An 18,258-nucleotide genomic window follows, 5' to 3' on the forward strand; every position below is an offset into this window, starting at 1 on the left:
CGATGGTGCACATGTTCCGGCAGACCTTCCTCGCAGCGCCGTCCGCAGCAGCGGACGCGCCGAAGGCTGCCGTCTTCCTGCACGCCGCAGACGGCGCCCGACGCTGACCCTCCCCGGATCGCACCGCGGACCCCGCAGGGGGAGGGTCGGTGGGATCCAGGGGGTTCGCGCGCCGGCCGGGACGGTCCCCGGCCGGCGCCACACCGGCGCAGCCGTGAAGGAAGAAACCATGCCCAAGCAGGCATACGTTCGCACCAAGCCCCACCTCAACATCGGCACCATGGGCCACGTCGACCACGGCAAGACGACGCTGACCGCCGCCATCACCAAGGTCCTCAGCGACCGCGGCACCGGCACCTTCGTGCCCTTCGACCGCATCGACAAGGCCCCCGAGGAGGCGGCCCGGGGCATCACCATCACGATCTCGCACATCGAGTACGAGACGGAGACCCGGCACTACGCCCACGTCGACATGCCCGGGCACGCCGACTTCATCAAGAACATGATCACCGGCGCCGCCCAGCTGGACGGCGCGATCCTGGTCGTCTCGGCGGTGGACGGCGTCATGCCGCAGACCGCCGAGCACGTGCTGCTCGCCAAGCAGGTCGGCGTCGAGCACATCGTGGTGGCCATGACCATGGCCGACATGGGCGACCCGGAGCTGATGGACCTGGTGGAGCTGGAGGTGCGCGAACTGCTCACCGCGCAGGGATACGCGGGGGAGTCGCTGCCGGTGGTCCGGGTCTCCGGGCTCGGCGCGCTGCGCGGCGAGCCACGCTGGAGCGGCGCGATCGAGGCGCTGCTGGACGCGGTCGACACGTACGTGCCGGTGCCCGAGCGGTACGTGGACGCGCCGTTCCTGCTGCCGGTGGAGAACGTGCTGACCATCACCGGGCGCGGCACGGTGGTCACCGGCGCCATCGAGCGCGGCACGGTGCGCATCGGTGACCGCGTGCTGCTGGTGGGCGAGGCGGGCACCGAGACGGTGGTCACCGGCCTGGAGACCTTCGGCAAGCCGATGACCGAGGCGCAGGCCGGCGACAACGTGGCGCTGCTGCTGCGCGGCGTGGCCCGCGACGCGGTGCGGCGTGGTGACATCGTGGCCCTGCCCGGCAGCGTCACCCCGCGCCGCGTCTTCACGGCGGAGACGTACCTGCTCTCCGCGGCGGAGGGCGGCCGGCGCACGGGCGTGGCCAGCGGCTACCGGCCGCAGTTCTACATCCGTACGGCGGACGTGGTCGGTGACATCACCCTGCCCGACGGGGGGACGGCGCTGCCGGGGGACGCCGTCACCATGACGGTCGAACTGGGGCACGCCGTACCGCTGGAGCCGGGTCTCGGCTTCGCGATCCGCGAGGGCGGCCGCACGGTGGGCGCCGGGCGGGTGACGGCGGTCGAGGACGCCTGAGTGGCGCGGCGGGCGGCTCCCCCCGGGGCCGCCCGCCGCGGATCGCGGCCGGACCGGGCCACGGCCCGGTCCGGCCGGGGCACAATGTCCGGGTGAGTGAGCACGAGGCGATACCGGTGATCCGGCCGGTGGCATACGGCACCGCCCGGCTGCTGCCCGACATCGACCGGGACGGCGCCTGGCTGCTGACCGTGGACGGGGCCCCGCAGTCCTACGTCGACCTGCGCGACCCCACCCACCTGGAGTTCGAGTACACCCGCCGGATCGGCCATGTCCTGGACACCATGGCCCCGGCCGGCGACCCGCTCGACCTGCTGCACCTGGGCGGTGGCGCGCTCACCCTGCCCCGGTACGCCGCCGCCACCCGCCCCGGCTCCCGGCAGCGCGTCGTGGACGCGGACGGCCCGCTGGCCGCGCTGATCGCCGAGCGGCTCCCGGTGCCACTGGCCGAGCCCATCGAGACGCGGGTGGCGGACGCCCGGGAGGAACTGGAGGCGGCGCCGGCCGGCGCGTACGACCTGGTGATCGCCGATGTCTTCGACCGCTCCCGCATCCCCGGGCCGATGACCACCGCCGGCTGCGCGCACGCGGCGGCCCGCGCGCTGCGGCCGGGCGGCTGTTACGCCGTCAATCTCGCGGACGCCGCGCCCTTCGGCTTTCTGCGCTCCCAGCTCGCCAATCTCGCCGACGCCTTCGACCAGCTGTGTCTGGTCGCCGAGCCCCCCGTCCTGCGCGGCCGGCGCTTCGGCAACCTGCTGCTGCTCGCCTCGCGTACCGCGCCGCTGCCGCCCGAGGGCCTGGCCCGCCGGGTGGCCGCCGACCCGTTCCCGGCCCGCGTGGTGCACGGCGCCGAGCTGACCCGGCTCACCGGCGACGCCCGCCCCGTACCGGAGGACGCCGCCCGTCCCTCCCCGGCGCCGCCCGCCGGGGCGTTCGGCGTCGGCTGAGCCGCGCCCGCCCGCCCCGGCGGGCGGTGGCCTCAGTCCACCGCGTACGGCCGCAGGCTGTTCATCATCGCGTCGATCGTCTCCTGGGAGGGCTCCTCCGGGTACCCGGTGTCCATCACCAGGACCCAGGTGGCCAGATCGCCCTCGGCGTCGATGTAGGAGAACGTGATCGCCTTGCCGCCCTCGGGGCCCTCGCACGCCGCGTCCGGGTCCGGCGGCACATCGGTGACCGTGGCCGTCACCGTGTAGCCGGTGATGCCGTGCTCGCTGGTGAACGGCTCCGGTTCCGTGGTGGTGAAGGTGCCTTCCTGCTCCTGGTCGTAGGCGGCCAGCACCCAGTTCTTCGCCTCATTGGTGGCGGCCTCCTCGACGCCCGAGGCGCCCTGGCCCGCCTTGGTGCCGGCGAGCGCGCGGGAGGAGGCGTTGTCCGCCTCGGCGCACCAGCCGTACATGTACTCCACCGGTCCCGACATGGCGACCAGCACGTCCTGCGGATCGGCGCCCTCCCGGGAGTCGTTGTAGCCGACCAGGGTGTCCTCGGAGTTGGTCTGCCATTCCGGCGGCACGTCGAACGCGTTGTGCTTGTCCGCGTTGGTCTGCACCCGCCAGTCCGGGGCGACCACCGGGTCCGGGACGGTGACCACCGAACGCCTCGGGTCATCGGGTGCCGGGCGGGCGCCCGTGGTGCTCTCCCCTTCGGGAGGGGTCGGCGCGGCGGACGGCTGCCCGTCGCCGCCGCGCAGCACCAGCACCGTGGTGACCACGGCCGCCGCCGCCACGACGGCCGTCGCGACGACGGCGATCGCGGCCTTCGACCGGCCCCCGCCGCCGCCCCCGCCGCCCGGCGGCGGGGTGAGCACGGTGGGCGCGTACGGCCCCGGCGGCCCGTGCGGCGGCTGGTACCCCCCGTACGGGTAAGGGGGGTGCGTGGGATGCCCGCCCTGCTGCTGGTACGGACCGTTCACCGCGGAAGGTCGGCCGTCCCCCGGCTGCTGTTCTCCTGGCCTCATGGAACAGGAGAATAGAGAAGAACTATCCGGAGGCCAGCAGCAGTGTCCCGGTCATCGCGAGCCCCGCCCCCGCCGCCTGGATCAGCCGCAGCCGCTCACGCAGGACCCCGCGCGCCGCCAGCGCGCAGATGAGCGGGTCGAGTGAGGCCAGCACGGCGGCGATCGTCACCGGGCCGATCGAGGCGGCCAGCGCGTACGTGGCGTTGCCCGCGAGATCCGCCACCCCGACGAACGCCAGCGCCGGCAGCGTCCCCGCCAGGGCCCGCCGCCCGCCCTCCGGCAGCACCGGGGCGCCGCGCCGCGCCGCCGCGAACAGCGCCCCGCCGCCCACCGCCACACTGCACAGCCGCTGCACGAACAGCGCCAGCAGCAGCCCGCGCACGGTGGTCGCCGACTGCACGATCAGCACCAGCACCGCCCCGAACCCGGCCGCCGCGACCAGCGCCAGCGCGACCGTGCGGCGCTGGAGGGCGGCGCCGCGCAGCTGCGGGCCACCGGCCAGCAGGACGCCGACCACGGCGATGCCGATGCCCGCGTACTGCAGCGGCTGCGGCCGTTCGCCGAGCACCAGCGCCACCGTGATGGGCACCGCGACGGCGGTGGCCACCAGCGGCGAGACCACGCCCATCGGGCCGCGCGCCAGCGCCCGGTAGTAGCACAGGACCGCGCCCGGCCCGATCAGCCCGGCCGCCACCGCGCACCACAGCCGCGGCCCGGCCTCGCTCCAGGCCCCGGTGGCGACGACGATCGTGCCCATCGTCACGGTGGCCAGGCTCTGCGAGACCACCATCACGGTGAGCGCCGGGGTACGCCGGGACAGCAGCCCGCCACCGAAGTCGGCCAGCCCCCACAGCAGACTGGTCACCAGGGCCAGGGCTACCATTGAGTACCTCGCAGTACAGTGCGTTGGACGAGAAGGGAACGCCGTACTCTAGCGCACTTCATTGCACTGTGGCGTACAGAATATGTGACCCCTGCGGAGAGGCCGCCCGTGACCGACCTCGATCAGCTCACCCAGTCCCTCGCCCGCAACCTGCGCCGGCTGCGCACCGAACGCGGCTTCACCCTGGACGGGCTCGCCGCCAGGGCCGGCATCAGCCGGGGGATGCTCATCCAGATCGAGCAGGCCAGGACGAACCCCAGCGTCGGCACGGTGGTGAAGGTCGGCGACGCGCTGGGGGTGAGCATCACCACGCTGCTGGACTTCGACCAGACCCCCTCCGTACGGCTGGTGCCCCCGGAGCGGGCGATCCGGCTGTGGTCCACCGAGGCGGGCAGCCACAGCACGCTGCTGGCCGGCACCGAGGCGCCGGGCCCGCTGGAGCTGTGGCGCTGGCGGCTGATGCCGGGGGAGAGCCACGTCTCGGACCCGCATCCGCCGGGCAGCACCGAACTGGTGCATGTGGAGACCGGAGTGCTCACCATCCGGCTGGACGGCGTGGACCACGAGGTGCCGGCCCGGGTGTCCGCCTCGTACGAGGCCCACGTGGCGCACAGCTACCGCAACGACGGGCAGGAGCCCGTCGAGTTCATGATGGCGGCCTCGGTGCCGTCCGCGCACGGCTGACTTGTTACGGTGCCGCCATGCGCGCCCCCATCGGAGCATTCGACGAAGCCCGTCCCGCCATCGAGCGCCTGGACCTGCTGCCCGCGCCGGTCGGCGCCGCCCTGCGCGCCTGGACGGGGCCGGTGCCCGTCGAGCAGGTGCTGTTCGTGGACAGCGACCCGGAGAAGGCCGACACCGCGGTCTTCGTGGCCGCCTACGGCGCGGACCTGGAGCAGGCCTCGGCCAACTGTGTCGTGATCGCCGGGAAACGGGGCGGGGAGACCACGCTCGCCGCCGCCCTGGTGCCCGCCACCACCCGGGTCGATGTCAACGGCGAGGTGCGCCGCCGACTGGGCGCCCGCAAGGCGTCGTTCGCGCCGATGGAGCAGGCCGTGCAGGCCAGCGGCATGGAGTACGGCGGCATCACACCCATCGGGCTGCCGGACGGCTGGCCGCTGCTGGTGGACGCGGCCGTCGTCGAACTGCCCTGGGCGCTGATCGGCAGCGGCCACCGGCGCGGCAAGATCATCCTGCCGGGCAAGGCGCTCGGCTCCCTGCCCGGTGTGACGGTGGTGGAAGGGCTCGGCCGCTGACCCGCCCGGCTCAGCCCTGCCGCAGCTGATCGCGCAGCGCCCGGGCCACCCGGCCCATGAGCGCCTCCGCCTCCGGCTGCCGGCCCGCCGGAACCTGTGACTCGGTGAGCGCGGTCACCGCGAACGCCTGACCGTCCGCGTGCTCGACCACGCCCGTCTCGTGCCGCAGGTTCAGCAGGGTGCCCGTCTTGGAGGACCACACGGTGGCGTCCGAGCTGAAGTCGGGGGCCAGCCGCTGCCGCAGCAGATTGGCCCCCATCAGCTCCCGCACCCGCTGCGCGATCCCCGGGTCGATCGCCGAAGGGGTCCACAGCGCCTGGAGCAGTTCGGTGAAGGCACGGGCGGTGCCGGTGTTGGCGCGGGCGATGTCCAGCTGCCACACCGGGTGGCCCCGGCCGCTGGTGCTGGCGCCGATCGCCAGGGAGTGCGCGAGGTGGGCGTCCGCCGGATGGAGCCGGTCCACCGGGGTGTCCTCCAGGTCGCCCATCGGGTGCCGCACGAAGACGCCGTCCAGGCCGAGTTCGTCCAGGATCCGGGCGACCTCGGCGGGCGGGGTGAGCGCGAACAGCGCGTCGGCGGAGGTGCTGTCGCTGATGGAGACGCCCAGGTAGAGCAGGTCGTCGACGGCCATCCGGGCCGGGTGCCGGAACCGGCTCAGCCCGGTCGGTCCCGGCGCGGTGACGCGACCGGGCGCCACCTCGATCTGCCGGGCGGGGTCCAGCTCGCCGCGCCGTACCCGCTCCAGCGTCGCGATGGCCAGCGGGATCTTCACCAGGGAGGCGACGGGGAGTTCGAGATCGGGGTCGATGCCCAGCTCGTCGCCGGTGGCCAGATCGCGGACCAGGAACGAGCCGCGCAGCCCGCCGTCCCGCAGCGTCGCGCGCAACTCCCGCAGCAGACGGTCCTCGTTCATCATGCGGCCGTGCCCGCCCCCGTTTCCGTTCCCGATCCTGTTCCTGCCGGTGCCCCGGCCCGCGGGCCGCTCCCGTCCTGCGGTTCGGCGCCCAGGCAGCGGGCGATGCCGCCGCCCAGCAGCTGCCTGATCCGCTCGGCGTCCGCGCGTACGGCGGCGGCCACGGCGAAGCCGCGCACCGGCCGCAGTTCGCCGAGCGGGCGCCAGTGCAGGCCCAGCTCCGCCGCCTGCGCCCGCGAGCACAGCAGCAGGTCCCGTGAGCACAGCACCTCGGCGGCGGCCGCCGCCGGTGAACCGGCCGACATGAGCTGGGCCGGCCGCAGCCCCACCGCGTCGCGCAGCCGGGCCAGCGGGTCGCGGATGTGCGGCACCTCGTCCTCCGGCTGGAGCCACACCCGGCGCGGCGGGTCGCGGTCGGTGCGCCCGGCGCGCAGCGTCTCCAGATGGATCCGGGCCCCGGCGGGCTCGGTGGCCCCGGCCAGGCCCAGCGGCACGGTCCACACCGCCTCGCTCTCCGGCACCGCGACCAGGGCGGCGCGCACCTCCTGGACCCTCACCCGCTCGGCGCGCTCGGCGGGCGGCAGCGGCCGGGGCTCCAGGATCAGCTCGTGGCGCCGTGCGTCGGCGATGAGCCGGGCCAGCGCACCGGCCGGGCAGCCGTCCGGGACGGCCAGCCGGAACGGGCGGCGCTTGGCGGTCTCCGCCTCGTGCTCCAGCAGTTCGGCCAGCTGGACCAGCCGGCGGGCGTGCGGCAGCAGATCGCGGCCGAAGGGGGTGAGCGTCGCGCGGCGCGCGGAGCGTTCCAGCAGGGGTTCGCCCAGATGCTTCTCCAGCGCGGCGATCCGGCGGCTGGCCACCGACTGGGCCATCCGGGCGGCCGCCGCGCCGACCGTGAAACTGCCGCGTTCGCTCACCTTCACGAAGGCGCGGCAGGCACCGACCAGATCCATGGCCGCGACCCTATGCCACTTCGGCATGGAACCGCGCAACCGGGTCTTGGACGGCATGGGTGGCCGGGCGGGAGGGTGATCACGCGGGCGGGGACCGTCCCCGGTCCGTGCGTGAAGGGGAGCGAAGATGCGGGTGCACAGGCGAGTCGGCGGCAGGTTCCTGACCGGGGCACTGGGGACGCTGGTGCTGGTGCCGCTGGTGGGCTGCGGCGGCGCGGACCGGAGCGGTACGGCGGACGGTGGGGGCGAGCGGGCACCGGGCGCCTCCGTTGCGGACGCGGACCTCTCCCAGGATCCGGAGGAGGAGTTCGCGCGGCTGGAGGAGGAGTACGACGTACGGCTGGGCGTGTACGCGCTGGACACCGGCAGCGGCGAGGAGATCGGCCACCGGGAGGACGAGCGGTTCGCGTACGCCTCCACCTTCAAGGCGCTGCTGTGCGGGGCCGTGCTGGAGGAGTACGGCCTGGCGGGCATGGACGAGGTGATCCCGTACGGGGAGGAGGACCTGGTCCCGCACTCTCCGGTGACGGAGGAGAACCTGCCCGAAGGGGGCATGAGCATGTCGGATCTGTGCGACGCCACCGTCCGCTACAGCGACAACGCCGCCGCGAACCTGCTCTGGGACACCATCGGCGGCCCGGCCGGACTTCAGGAGCGGCTGGCCGGGCTGGGCGACGACACGACCCGGATGGACCGCTACGAGACGGAGCTGAACGAGGCCGTGCCGGGGGACGAGCGGGACACCTCCACCCCGCGCGTCTTCGCCGCGAACCTGGGCGCCTACGTGCTGGGCGATGTGCTGCCCGAGCCGGAGCGCGCGCAGCTGAGCGAGTGGCTGATCACCAACACCACCGGGGACGAGCTGATCCGGGCGGGTGTCGGTGAGGGCTGGACCGTGGGCGACAAGACCGGCGCGGGCGGCTACGGCGGCCGCAACGACATCGCGGTGCTGTGGCCGGAGGACGGCGGTGAGCCGCTGCTGCTCGCGATCTACTCCACCCACGACGAGCCGGACGCGGAGTTCGACAACGCGCTCATCGCCGAGGCCGCCTCGGTCGCCGTCGGAGCGCTGAGCGGCTCCCGGTAACAGGAAGACAGGTTAGCCCGGCAGCCGGGGGATCTCGATCGCCGGGCAGCGGTCCATGACCATGTCGAGACCGGCCGCCCGGGTGCGTTCCCGGGCGGCCTCGTCGACCACGCCGAGCTGGAACCACACCGCCTTGGCCCCGATGGCCACCGCCTCGTCGGCGACCGCGCCGGCGAGTGCGCTGTTGACGAAGACATCCACCACATCCACCGGGAACGGGATCTCGGCGAGCGAGGCGTAGCCGCGCTCGCCGTGCACCGTCTCCGCCTTGGGGTGGACGGGCACGACCCGCTTGCCGAACCGCTGGAGCACGGCGGCGACCCCGTACGCGGCGCGGCGCTCGTTGTTGGACAGGCCCACGACCGCCCAGGTGTCGCCGGTCTCGGTGAGGATGCGTCGTACGGTGTCCGTTTCGGTGTCCATGCCTGCGTCAACGACCGCCCCGGGCACGCCATTCCCGGGCCTCGGCTTAGGCTGGCCGGATGCGGGACGCGTATGTGACGGTGGCCGGTGCGGGGGGCGTGCACGAAACCGAGGTCAACCGTTCGCGCTTCGTGTGCGCGCTGGCACCGGCGGGCACCGAGGAGGCGGCGGCCGCGATCCTCGCCCGGGAGCGGGCGGCGCACCCCACGGCCACCCATCACTGCTGGGCGTATGTGATCGGTGCGGAGGCGGGCGTACAGAAGTGCGGCGACGACGGCGAGCCCGGCGGCACGGCGGGGGTGCCGATGCTGCGGATGCTCACCCGGCGGGAGATCCGGTACGCGGTGGCGGTGGTCACCCGGTACTACGGCGGGGTGAAGCTGGGCGCCGGCGGGCTGATCAGGGCGTACGGGGGCGCGGTGGGGGCGGCGCTGGACGCGGTGGGCACCGAGACCCGGCGGCGGTACCGGCTGGCGATGGTCACGGTCGATCATCAGCGGGCGGGCCGTCTGGAGCATGAGCTGCGCGCGAAGGGGCACGCGGTGCGTGAGGTGCGCTACGGGGCCGCGGTGACGATCGAGGTCGCGCTGCCGGCGGCGGGGGTGCCCGGGTTCGAGGGCTGGCTGGCGGACGCGACGGCCGGCGCGGCACGGCTGGAGCTGGGCGCGGACACCTACGGCGTGGCCTGAGGGGGCGGGTCGGGGGAGGCGCCGACAGCCCGCGGGCCGGGCTCCGGCAAGGGCGCCGCGGGGGCCGCCGGCACGGGGGAATAGTGGGCGGCCGGGGCGTGTTCCGGCAGTATAGTTGAACAGTAAACAATCCAGGAGGCGGGCACGATGCAGTTCGGCATTTTCACGGTCGGGGATGTCACCACCGACCCCACCAACGGCACCACGCCGAGCGAGCACGACCGCATCAAGGCCATGACCGCCATCGCGCTCAAGGCCGAGGAGATCGGGCTCGACGTCTTCGCCACCGGCGAGCACCACAACCCCCCGTTCGTCCCCTCCTCGCCCACCACCATGCTCGGCTGGATCGCCGCCCGCACCGAGCGGCTCATCCTGTCCACCTCCACCACCCTCATCACCACCAACGACCCGGTGAAGATCGCCGAGGACTTCGCGATGCTCCAGCACCTGGCCGACGGGCGCGTCGACCTGATGCTGGGCCGTGGCAACACCGGCCCCGTCTATCCCTGGTTCGGCCAGGACATCCGGCAGGGCATCCCGCTGGCCATCGAGAACTACGCGCTGCTGCACCAGCTGTGGCGCGAGGACGTCGTCGACTGGGAAGGCCGCTTCCGCACCCCGCTCCAGGGCTTCACCTCCACCCCGCGCCCGCTGGACGGCGTCCCGCCCTTCGTGTGGCACGGCTCCATCCGCAGCCCCGAGATCGCCGAACAGGCCGCGTACTACGGCGACGGCTTCTTCGCCAACAACATCTTCTGGCCCAAGGAGCACTTCAAGCGCCTCATCGACCTGTACCGCGACCGCTGGGCGCACTACGGTCACGGGCCGCGCGAGAGCGCCGTGGTCGGCCTCGGCGGGCAATTCTTCATGCGCCGCAACTCCCAGGACGCGGTGCGCGAGTTCCGCCCCTACTTCGACAACGCCCCGGTCTACGGCCACGGCCCCTCGCTGGAGGAGTTCACCGACCAGACACCGCTGACCGTCGGCAGCCCGCAGGAGGTCATCGAGAAGACCCTGACCTTCCGCGAGTCCTTCGGCGACTACCAGCGCCAGCTGTTCCTGGTCGACCACGCGGGGCTGCCGCTGAAGACCGTGCTGGAGCAGCTGGACCTGTTCGGCGAGGAGGTACTGCCCGTGCTGCGCAAGGAGTTCGCCGACCGGCGGGCCGACGGCGTCCCGCAGGGCCCCACCCACGCCGCCCGGGTCGCCCAGCACAAGGAAGGAGCCCTGCGATGACGACCCCGCTGAAGCTGACGGTCATCACGGCGGGCCTCGGCAAGCCGTCCACCACCCGGCTGCTCGCCGACCGGCTGGCCGAGGCCACCGCCGCACACCTGGAGGAGAACGGCCGCGAGGTGACCACCCGGGTCATCGAACTGCGCGAACTGGCGGGCGACATCGCCCAGCACCTGGTCACCGGATTCCCCGGCCCGGCGCTGCGCGACGCGCTCGACGCGACGACGGGGGCGGACGGCATCATCGCCGTCACCCCGGTCTTCAACGCCTCCTACAGCGGACTGTTCAAGTCCTACGCCGACCTTCTGGAGGCCGATCTGCTGGCGGGCCGCCCCGTCCTGGTCGGCGCCACCGGCGGCAGCGCCCGGCACTCGCTCGTGCTGGACCACGCCATGCGCCCGCTGTTCGGCTACCTGCGGACGGTCACCGTACCGACCGGGGTGTACGCGGCGTCCGAGGACTGGGGCGGCGGCACCGACCCGCTCGTGGACCGGCTCCCCGAACGCATCCGGCGCGCCGGCCGCGAGCTCGCCGCACTCATGGCGGGCGCGCCGCGAGCCGGTGCCGCCGGGCCGGCCCCCGCGTCGGCGGCGGTCGAGGAGCGGGAGGTCATCCCCTTCGCCGAACAACTGGCGGCGCTGCGCCCCCAGCGCTGAGCCGGCAACCAAACCGAGCCCCGCGGCAACCAGGGTGCGAAGGACACCACCTCCCTCGCAGAACGGATGACCCATGCGTTCGCGTCCCCGCACCCTGGCCGCACCCCTGCTGCTGGCCGCCGCCCTGCTCTCCACCGCCCTGACCCCGACCGCCACCGCAGCGGCCGGCCACGCGGCCCCCGCCTCCCTGACGGTGGCCGCCGACGGCAGCGCGGCCTTCGCCGGCATCCAGGCGGCGATCGACGCCGTCCCCGCCAACAACACCAGCCCCGTCACCATCACCGTCCAGCCGGGCGTCTACCGGGAAGTCGTCCTGGTGCCCAGCAACAAGCCGCACATCCGGCTCGTCGGCAGCAGCGGCCGGGCCGCCGACGTGACGATCGTCTACAACAACTCCAGCGGCACCCCCAAGCCGGGCGGCGGCACGTACGGCACGAGCGGCAGCGCCACCTTCGCCGTCGACGCCGACGACTTCCAGGCCCGCAACATCACCTTCGCCAACGACTTCGACGAACTGGCCCACGCCGACCAGCCCAACCACCAGGCGGTGGCGCTGCGTACCCGCGGCGACCGCATCGTGCTCTCCAACATCGCCGCCCACGGCGACCAGGACACGCTGCTGCTGGACAGCGCGAACAAGGACCGGCAGGGCCGGGTCCACATCTCCGACTCCACCATCACCGGCAACGTCGACTTCATCTTCGGCCGCGCCACGGCCGTCATCACCCACTCGGTCATCCAGGTCACCCGCCGCCCCGACGGCACCTCGGCCGGCTACGTCACCGCCCCCTCCACCGCGCCGCAGTTCCCCGGTTTCCTCATCACCGACTCCACCATCACCGGCGACGTGAGCGACCGCACCTACTACCTGGGCCGCCCCTGGTACTCCGGCGGCGACGCCACCCTGCACCCCCAGGTGACCGTCCGCGACACCCAGCTGTCCGCCGCGATCCGCACCACCCCCTGGACCGACATGAGCGGCTTCCCCTGGCAGGGCGCCCGCTTCACCGAATACCGCAACAGCGGCCCCGGCGCGGGCACCCCGAGCGGCACCCGCCCCCACCTGACCGACCAGCAGGCCGGCTCCCACGCCCCGGCCACCTGGCTCGGCGGCTGGACGCCGTAGACCACCCGTTCCTCCTCGCGGTCCTTCCCCCGACAACACCGGGGGAAGGAACCGCACGCACCGTCCGCCCCACCCGCCGGGCGCGCCGACACGGACACCGCTTAGCGTAGGGACCTTGGCCGACCCACCCCTTCCCTGCCGGTCCGGGTGCGGCGGCGAACGGGTGTACGGAGTGATCGGAGCGGGCTGGGTGAGGTTTCTGCACACCTCCGACTGGCATCTGGGGCGGGGGCTGCACCGGGTGCCGTTGATCGAGGCGCAGCGGGTGTTCCTCGACCATCTGGTGGAGACCGCCCGGCGGCGCGAGGTGGACGCGGTGCTCGTCGCCGGGGACATCTACGACCGGGCCGTGCCGCAGCTGGTCGCCGTGGAGCTGTTCGACCACGTGCTGCGGCAGTTGGCCGGGGCCGGGGTTCCCGCCGTCATGATCTCCGGCAACCACGACTCGGCCAGAAGACTGGGAGTCGGCGCGGGGCTGATGGGGGGCGCCGGGGTGCACCTGCGGACCGACCCCGAGGACTGCGCCACCCCCGTCCTGCTGCGGGACGCCCACGGCGAGGTCGCCGTGTACGGGCTGCCGTACCTGGAACCGCAGCTGGTGCGGGAGCAGTTCGCGGTGGAGACCGCCCGGCACAGCGCCGTGCTCGGAGCCGCCATGCGGCGGGTGCGCGAGGATCTCGCCCGCCGGCCGGCCGGGACGCGCGCCGTCGTGCTCGCCCACGCCTTCGTCACCGGCGGCGCGACCTCCGACAGCGAACGCGACATCACCGCGGGCGGTGCCGCCTCGGTGCCCGCCGCGCTCTTCGACGGCGTCCACTACGCGGCACTCGGCCATCTGCACGGCTGCCAGACGCTCACCGAGCGGGTGCGGTACTCGGGCTCCCCACTCGCGTACTCCTTCTCCGAGGCCGGCCACCGCAAGTCCATGTGGCTCATCGACCTCGACGCCGCCGGCGCGGTGCGCGGCGAGCGCGTGGACTGCCCCGTGCCCCGCCCGCTGGCCAGGATCACCGGACGGCTGGAGGACCTGCTGGCCGACCCCTCGCTGGAGCGGCACCGTGAGCACTGGGTCGAGGCCACCCTGACCGATCCCGCCCGGCCCCCCGAGCCCATGGCCCGGCTCTCCGTCCGCTTCCCGCATCTTCTCGCCCTCGCCTTCGCGCCCGAACAGGCCGCCCGCGAGGGCCGCCGCAGTTACGCCGAGCGGCTGCGTGGCCGCGACGACCAGCGGATCGCCGAGGACTTCATCGCCCACGTACGGCCCGGGCAGGCACCCGACGCACAGGAACGCGCCGAACTGCGGCGCGCCCTGGAGGCCGCCCGGGTGGGGGAGCGAAACGCATGAGGCTGCACCGGCTCACCCTGACCGCCTTCGGGCCGTTCGGCGGCACCCAGCACATCGACTTCGACGCCCTGTCATCCGGCGGGCTGTTCCTGCTGCACGGCCCGACCGGGGCCGGGAAGACCGCCATCCTGGACGGGGTGTGCTTCGCGCTCTACGGATCGGTGCCCGGCGCGCGGCAGCAGGCCCCGGGTGGGCTGCGCAGCGACCACGCCGAGCCGGAGACGGCGACCGAGGTCGTCCTCGAACTCACGCTCGGCGGCCGGCGCCTGGAGGTGACCCGGCGGCCGGAACGCGAGCGGCCCAAGAAGCGCGGCACCGGAACCACGACGGAACGTGCGTACAGCGCGCTGCGCGAGCGGACCACGGACGGCGCGGGCGGCACCTGGCGGGCGCTCAGCCGCTCGCACCAGGAGATCGGCGAGGAACTCGGTCAGCTGCTCGGCATGAACCGGGAGCAGTTCTGCCAGGTGGTGCTGCTGCCGCAGGGCGACTTCGCCCGCTTCCTGCGGGCCGGCGCGGAAGACCGGGCCAAGCTGCTCGGGCGGCTGTTCGACACGCGGCGGTTCGCCGCCGTGGAGCAGCGGTTGGCGGACCGGCGGCAGGAGGCGGCGGCCGGGGTGCGGGACGGGGACGACCGGCTGCGTTCCCTGACCGACCGGCTGCGGCAGGCCGCCGGGGCCGGGGAACCGGCGGAACCGCCGGAAGACGTACTGCCCTGGGCGGCCCAGCTGCGCAGCCTCGCCCGTGAACAGCGGGACATCGCCGCCCAGGCCCTGCACGCTGCCGAGGCCGGGCACACGCGGGCCCAGCGCGCGTTCGCGCGGACGACCGAGCGGGTACGCCGCGCGGAACGGCTCGCCGAGGCCCGCCGCCGCGCCGAGCGCTGGGACGGCCAGCGGGCGGAACGCGAGCGGACCGGGTCCGAACTCGCCGCCGCCCGGGCCGCCGCGGCGGTCGCCCCGGCCCTGCGACTGCGCGAGAACGCCGAGGCGGAGCACCGGGCCGCCGCCGCGGCGGCCGGAGCCGCGCGTGCCGGGCTGCCCGAACCGCTCAGGGAGGCGCCCGCGGACCGGCTGGCCGCGCAGGAGCGGACCGTACGCGGCCACCTCGGCGCGCTGGCCGCCGCCCGCCAGGCGGAGGACCGGGCCGGCCGCCTCGCCACCGAACTGGAGACGCTGGCCGGGGAGGAGCACGAGGACGCGGAGCTGCTGGCGGACACGGCCGGATGGCTGGAGCGGTTCGGCGGGGAACGCGAGGAACTGGCGCGGCAGCTGGCGGCGGCGGAAGCGGCCCGTACCAGGGCCGGGCACCGGACCGGGACACTGGCCGACACCGGGCACCGGCTGGACGCCGCACGCCGCCGCGCCGCGCTCGCCGACGGGATCGGGGCGGCCGAGAAGGACGCACTGCTGGCCAGGGAGACGGCGGCGGGCGCGTACGAGGAGTGGCTGGAGCTCAAGGAACGCCGACTGCGCGGCATGGCCGCCGAACTCGCGGCGGGACTGAGGGCGGGCGAGCCCTGCGCGGTGTGCGGTGCCACCGAGCACCCGCACCCCGCGGCGGGCGGCCCCGACCCGGTGTCCCCGCAGGACGAACGGGCCGCCGAGGAGGCCCACCGTGCCGCATCCGCCCACCGCGAACGGGCCTCCGCCGCCCTGGCCGCACTGCGCGAGGCGCACGCCGCCGCCGACGCGGCGGCCGGGGAGGGGACGGTCCCCGGCCTGGCCCGGGCGCTGGCCGCGCTGGAGGACGAGCAGCGCGCCGATCTGGCGGTGGCGGACACCGAGGAGGAGGTACGCGGACGGTTGGCGGCGGCCGAGCGGCGCCACGCCGAACGGCAGGCCCTGCACCGGGACATCGAGCGCCGGATCGCGGCCCGTACGTCCCGGGAACGCGCGCTGCGCACGGAGCGGGACGGCCTGCTGGCGGAGATCCACGCGGCGCGCGGCGAGGCCCCCACGGTGGCCGACCGCGCCGCCGAACTGAGCGCCCTGGCACAGGCCCTGGCCGGTGCGGCGGAGACGGTCCGCGGAGCGCGGGAGAGCGCGCAGCGGTGGGAGGCTGCGCGGACCCAGGCGCGGGACGCCGCCCACCGGGCCGGATTCCCCGGACCGGAAGCGGCGGCCCAGGCGGTACGTTCCGCCGAGCACCAGCGCTCCCTGGAACGCCGCCTGAACGACTGGCGCACGGAGGAGGCCGCCATCGCGGCCCTGCTGGCGGACGCGGTCGGGACCCCCGGAAGCGATGCCGGCGTCGCGCCGGGGGCGACGGACGTTCCCCGGCAGGCGGGCGCTCGGCTGCCCGGACCGGTGCCCGGACCGGGCGAAGAACCGTCGTGGCAGCCGGGGACAGCCGGTGCGGGCGAGGGACCGCCGTCGGGTACGACGGCGGCCGGGGGCGCCGGCGGTGCCGCCGCCTTCGAGGCGGGGGACGGCGCGGGCGTCACGGTGGAGCGGACGGTTGCTTCCGTACCGGGACAGGGGCGCCGGCCGCATCCGGCGGCCGAGCAGGACGGGGACGGCGCGAAGGGCCCGGCGACACCCCGGGACCGGCGCGCCGACCCTCTGCCGGGCCAGGCCCGCGAGGTGGCGTCGGCACCGGCGCGCACGCTGACCGAGGCCGTCGCCGAGGCCGCGCGCCACCTGTCCGGCGCGGACGACGGGCCCGCCGACCCGGTCGCCGTCGTCCGGCAGGCGCTCGACGCCGCCACCGTACGGCTGCGGGAGGCCGCCGCCGCCGACAGCGCCGCGCGGACGCGCTGCCGGGAGCTGGACACCCTCTCCGCCCGGCTGGCGACACAGGCACGCGCCCTCGCCCCGATACGCGAGGAGGCCGCGCGCATCGCGCGGCTGGCCGGTCTTGCGGCCGGGACGGCGGCCGAGAACACCTACCGGATGCGGCTGGAGACGTACGTCCTGGCCGCCCGGCTCGAACAGGTCGCCGAGGCGGCCGGCAGCCGCCTGTACCGGATGTCCGCCGGGCGCTATCAGCTGGCGCACTCCGACAGCAAGGCAGGCCGAGGCCGTTCCGGCCTCGGCCTCCACGTCCTGGACGCCTGGACCGGGCGGCCCCGGGACACCGCCACGCTCTCCGGCGGCGAGTCGTTCTTCGTCTCGCTGGCGCTCGCGCTCGGTCTGGCCGACGTGGTGGCCGCCGAGGCCGGCGGGCAACGGCTGGACACGCTGTTCATCGACGAGGGATTCGGATCCCTGGACGAACAGTCCCTGGACGAGGTGCTCGACGTGCTGGACTCGCTGCGCGAACAGGACCGCGCGGTCGGCATCGTCAGCCATGTACCGGACCTGCGGGCCCGCATCCCCACCCAGCTGGAGGTGCTCAAGACCGCCCGGGGGTCCGCCGTACGGAAAACCGGGTGACGCGAGACGCGGCGTATCGCAAGGTGGGGCCATGACCCCTCATCAGCCCCTGCTCGGCCGTACCGCCCTGGTCACCGGCGCCTCGCGGCGCGCCGGGATCGGCTTCGCGACCGCCCGGCGCCTCGCCACCCTCGGCGCGAGCGTCTATCTGCACCACCACACCCCGCACGACGCCGAACAGCCGTGGGGCGCCGACCCCCAGGGACCGGCCGCGCTCGCCGCCGCCGTCCGGGAGGCGGCCGGCCCGTCCGCCGTCGTCGCGCACGGCCCCGGCGACCTGGCCGATCCGGCCGTCCCCGCCGCGCTGATCGACACCGCGGCCGAAGCCCTCGGGGGCCGCCTGGACATCCTGATCGCCAATCAGGCCCTCAGCGGCCACGACGGGCCGCTGCCGGAGCTCACCGCCGACATGCTCGACCGGCACTACCAGGTGAACACCCGTGCCTCGGTCCTCCTGGTGCAGGCGTTCGCCCGTCGTCACCGGCTCGGCGGCCCCGACGCGCCGGCCGGACGGGTCGTGCTCATGACCTCGGGCCAGGACCTGCGCGGTGGCATGCCCGACCAGATCCCGTACGCGCTCTCCAAGGGCGCCATCGCCTCCATCACCCGCAGCCTGGCCACCGGCCTGATGCGGCAGCGCATCACGGTCAACGCCGTCAACCCGGGGCCGGTCGACACGGGGTATCTCACCGGCGAGCACCACGCCATCGTCGCCGGGCTGTTCCCGGAGGGACGCTGGGGCGCCCCCGAGGACGCCGCCCGGCTCATCACCTGGCTCGCCGGGGACGAGGCCGGCTGGATCACCGGCGAGGTCATCAACTCCGAGGGGGGATTCGCCCGCTGACGCCCTCGTGATCCCGTGGTGGTGGCGCCGGGTGCCCGTGGTGCCGGGGTGAGCCCGCCGGCCGGGCCGCCCGTCCGGCCCCGAGGGGCCCGGACGGGCGGCCGTTCC

The 18,258-nt window shown here is 74.8% G+C and carries 17 protein-coding genes; 12 read left to right on the forward strand and 5 right to left on the reverse strand.

The genetic code is table 11. The features are described from left to right. Window positions 1–229: 229 nt before the first annotated feature. Complete coding sequence (tuf, locus tag ACTFAP_RS27825) at window positions 230–1,408, forward strand: elongation factor Tu (protein ID WP_500467743.1); 1,179 nt, start codon at window positions 230–232, stop codon at window positions 1,406–1,408. 92 nt (window positions 1,409–1,500) lie between these two features. Then, entirely contained in the window at window positions 1,501–2,355 is an 855-nt protein-coding gene (locus tag ACTFAP_RS27830; RefSeq protein WP_495682864.1) for a fused MFS/spermidine synthase, read from the forward strand. A 32-nt stretch (window positions 2,356–2,387) separates the two neighbouring features. Here ACTFAP_RS27830 and ACTFAP_RS27835 read toward each other — a convergent pair whose 3' ends face one another. Both ACTFAP_RS27835 and ACTFAP_RS27840 read right to left on the reverse strand, forming a co-directional pair. Further along, window positions 2,388–3,365 carry a DUF8017 domain-containing protein gene (locus ACTFAP_RS27835; protein ID WP_500467744.1) on the reverse strand — a complete coding sequence of 326 codons (978 nt, stop codon included), beginning with the start codon at window positions 3,363–3,365 and terminating at the stop codon, window positions 2,388–2,390. 22 nt (window positions 3,366–3,387) lie between these two features. Then, complete coding sequence (locus ACTFAP_RS27840) at window positions 3,388–4,248, reverse strand: EamA family transporter (protein ID WP_500467745.1); 861 nt, start codon at window positions 4,246–4,248, stop codon at window positions 3,388–3,390. A 108-nt stretch (window positions 4,249–4,356) separates the two neighbouring features. Between ACTFAP_RS27840 and ACTFAP_RS27845 the strand changes: the two genes are divergently transcribed. Together ACTFAP_RS27845 and ACTFAP_RS27850 are read left to right on the forward strand one after the other, a co-directional pair. Then, entirely contained in the window at window positions 4,357–4,932 is a 576-nt protein-coding gene (locus ACTFAP_RS27845; protein ID WP_390124617.1) for a helix-turn-helix domain-containing protein, read from the forward strand. Window positions 4,933–4,949: 17 nt separating this feature from the next. Beyond that, window positions 4,950–5,504 (forward strand): YbaK/EbsC family protein, encoded by a 555-nt coding sequence (locus ACTFAP_RS27850; RefSeq protein ID WP_390124619.1) that lies wholly within the window; start codon window positions 4,950–4,952, stop codon window positions 5,502–5,504. Between the two features lie 10 nt (window positions 5,505–5,514). Here the strand turns inward: ACTFAP_RS27850 and ACTFAP_RS27855 are convergent, their stop codons facing one another. Together ACTFAP_RS27855 and ACTFAP_RS27860 are read right to left on the reverse strand one after the other, a co-directional pair. After that, on the reverse strand, window positions 5,515–6,417 hold the full coding sequence (locus tag ACTFAP_RS27855) for a serine hydrolase (RefSeq protein ID WP_390124622.1): 903 nt from the start codon (window positions 6,415–6,417) through the stop codon (window positions 5,515–5,517). Further along, window positions 6,417–7,367 carry a LysR family transcriptional regulator gene (locus ACTFAP_RS27860; RefSeq protein WP_400008981.1) on the reverse strand — a complete coding sequence of 317 codons (951 nt, stop codon included), beginning with the start codon at window positions 7,365–7,367 and terminating at the stop codon, window positions 6,417–6,419. Before ACTFAP_RS27860 ends, ACTFAP_RS27855 begins: the two co-directional genes overlap by 1 nt. 127 nt (window positions 7,368–7,494) lie before the next feature. On the opposite strand from ACTFAP_RS27860, the gene bla reads away from it, so the two are divergent. Beyond that, window positions 7,495–8,454, forward strand: a complete 960-nt coding sequence (gene bla / locus ACTFAP_RS27865; RefSeq protein WP_500467746.1) for a class A beta-lactamase — start codon at window positions 7,495–7,497, stop codon at window positions 8,452–8,454. A gap of 12 nt (window positions 8,455–8,466) precedes the next feature. On the opposite strand, the gene ACTFAP_RS27870 is transcribed toward bla, so the two are convergent. Then, window positions 8,467–8,877: a CoA-binding protein gene (locus ACTFAP_RS27870; RefSeq protein ID WP_495682871.1), complete on the reverse strand. Its 411-nt coding sequence runs from the start codon at window positions 8,875–8,877 to the stop codon at window positions 8,467–8,469. Window positions 8,878–8,936: 59 nt separating this feature from the next. Between ACTFAP_RS27870 and ACTFAP_RS27875 the strand changes: the two genes are divergently transcribed. The 7 genes from ACTFAP_RS27875 (at window position 8,937) to ACTFAP_RS27905 (ending at window position 18,150) form a co-directional block, all read left to right on the forward strand. Further along, window positions 8,937–9,566 (forward strand): IMPACT family protein, encoded by a 630-nt coding sequence (locus tag ACTFAP_RS27875; RefSeq protein WP_500467747.1) that lies wholly within the window; start codon window positions 8,937–8,939, stop codon window positions 9,564–9,566. A 147-nt stretch (window positions 9,567–9,713) separates the two neighbouring features. Further along, window positions 9,714–10,802 carry an LLM class flavin-dependent oxidoreductase gene (locus ACTFAP_RS27880; protein WP_500467748.1) on the forward strand — a complete coding sequence of 363 codons (1,089 nt, stop codon included), beginning with the start codon at window positions 9,714–9,716 and terminating at the stop codon, window positions 10,800–10,802. Next, window positions 10,799–11,458, forward strand: a complete 660-nt coding sequence (locus ACTFAP_RS27885; protein WP_495682873.1) for a CE1759 family FMN reductase — start codon at window positions 10,799–10,801, stop codon at window positions 11,456–11,458. Before ACTFAP_RS27880 ends, ACTFAP_RS27885 begins: the two co-directional genes overlap by 4 nt. A 73-nt stretch (window positions 11,459–11,531) precedes the next feature. Next, window positions 11,532–12,584 carry a pectinesterase family protein gene (locus ACTFAP_RS27890; protein WP_500467749.1) on the forward strand — a complete coding sequence of 351 codons (1,053 nt, stop codon included), beginning with the start codon at window positions 11,532–11,534 and terminating at the stop codon, window positions 12,582–12,584. A 190-nt stretch (window positions 12,585–12,774) separates the two neighbouring features. Further along, a complete protein-coding gene (locus ACTFAP_RS27895; protein WP_500467750.1) occupies window positions 12,775–13,929 on the forward strand; it encodes an exonuclease SbcCD subunit D in 1,155 nt (384 codons plus the stop codon). Beyond that, window positions 13,926–17,306, forward strand: a complete 3,381-nt coding sequence (locus ACTFAP_RS27900; RefSeq protein ID WP_500467751.1) for an AAA family ATPase — start codon at window positions 13,926–13,928, stop codon at window positions 17,304–17,306. Before ACTFAP_RS27895 ends, ACTFAP_RS27900 begins: the two co-directional genes overlap by 4 nt. A 31-nt stretch (window positions 17,307–17,337) precedes the next feature. Continuing rightward, complete coding sequence (locus ACTFAP_RS27905; protein WP_500467752.1) at window positions 17,338–18,150, forward strand: SDR family oxidoreductase; 813 nt, start codon at window positions 17,338–17,340, stop codon at window positions 18,148–18,150. Window positions 18,151–18,258 lie beyond the last annotated feature (108 nt).

The organism is Streptomyces sp. PH9007 (assembly GCF_059813725.1).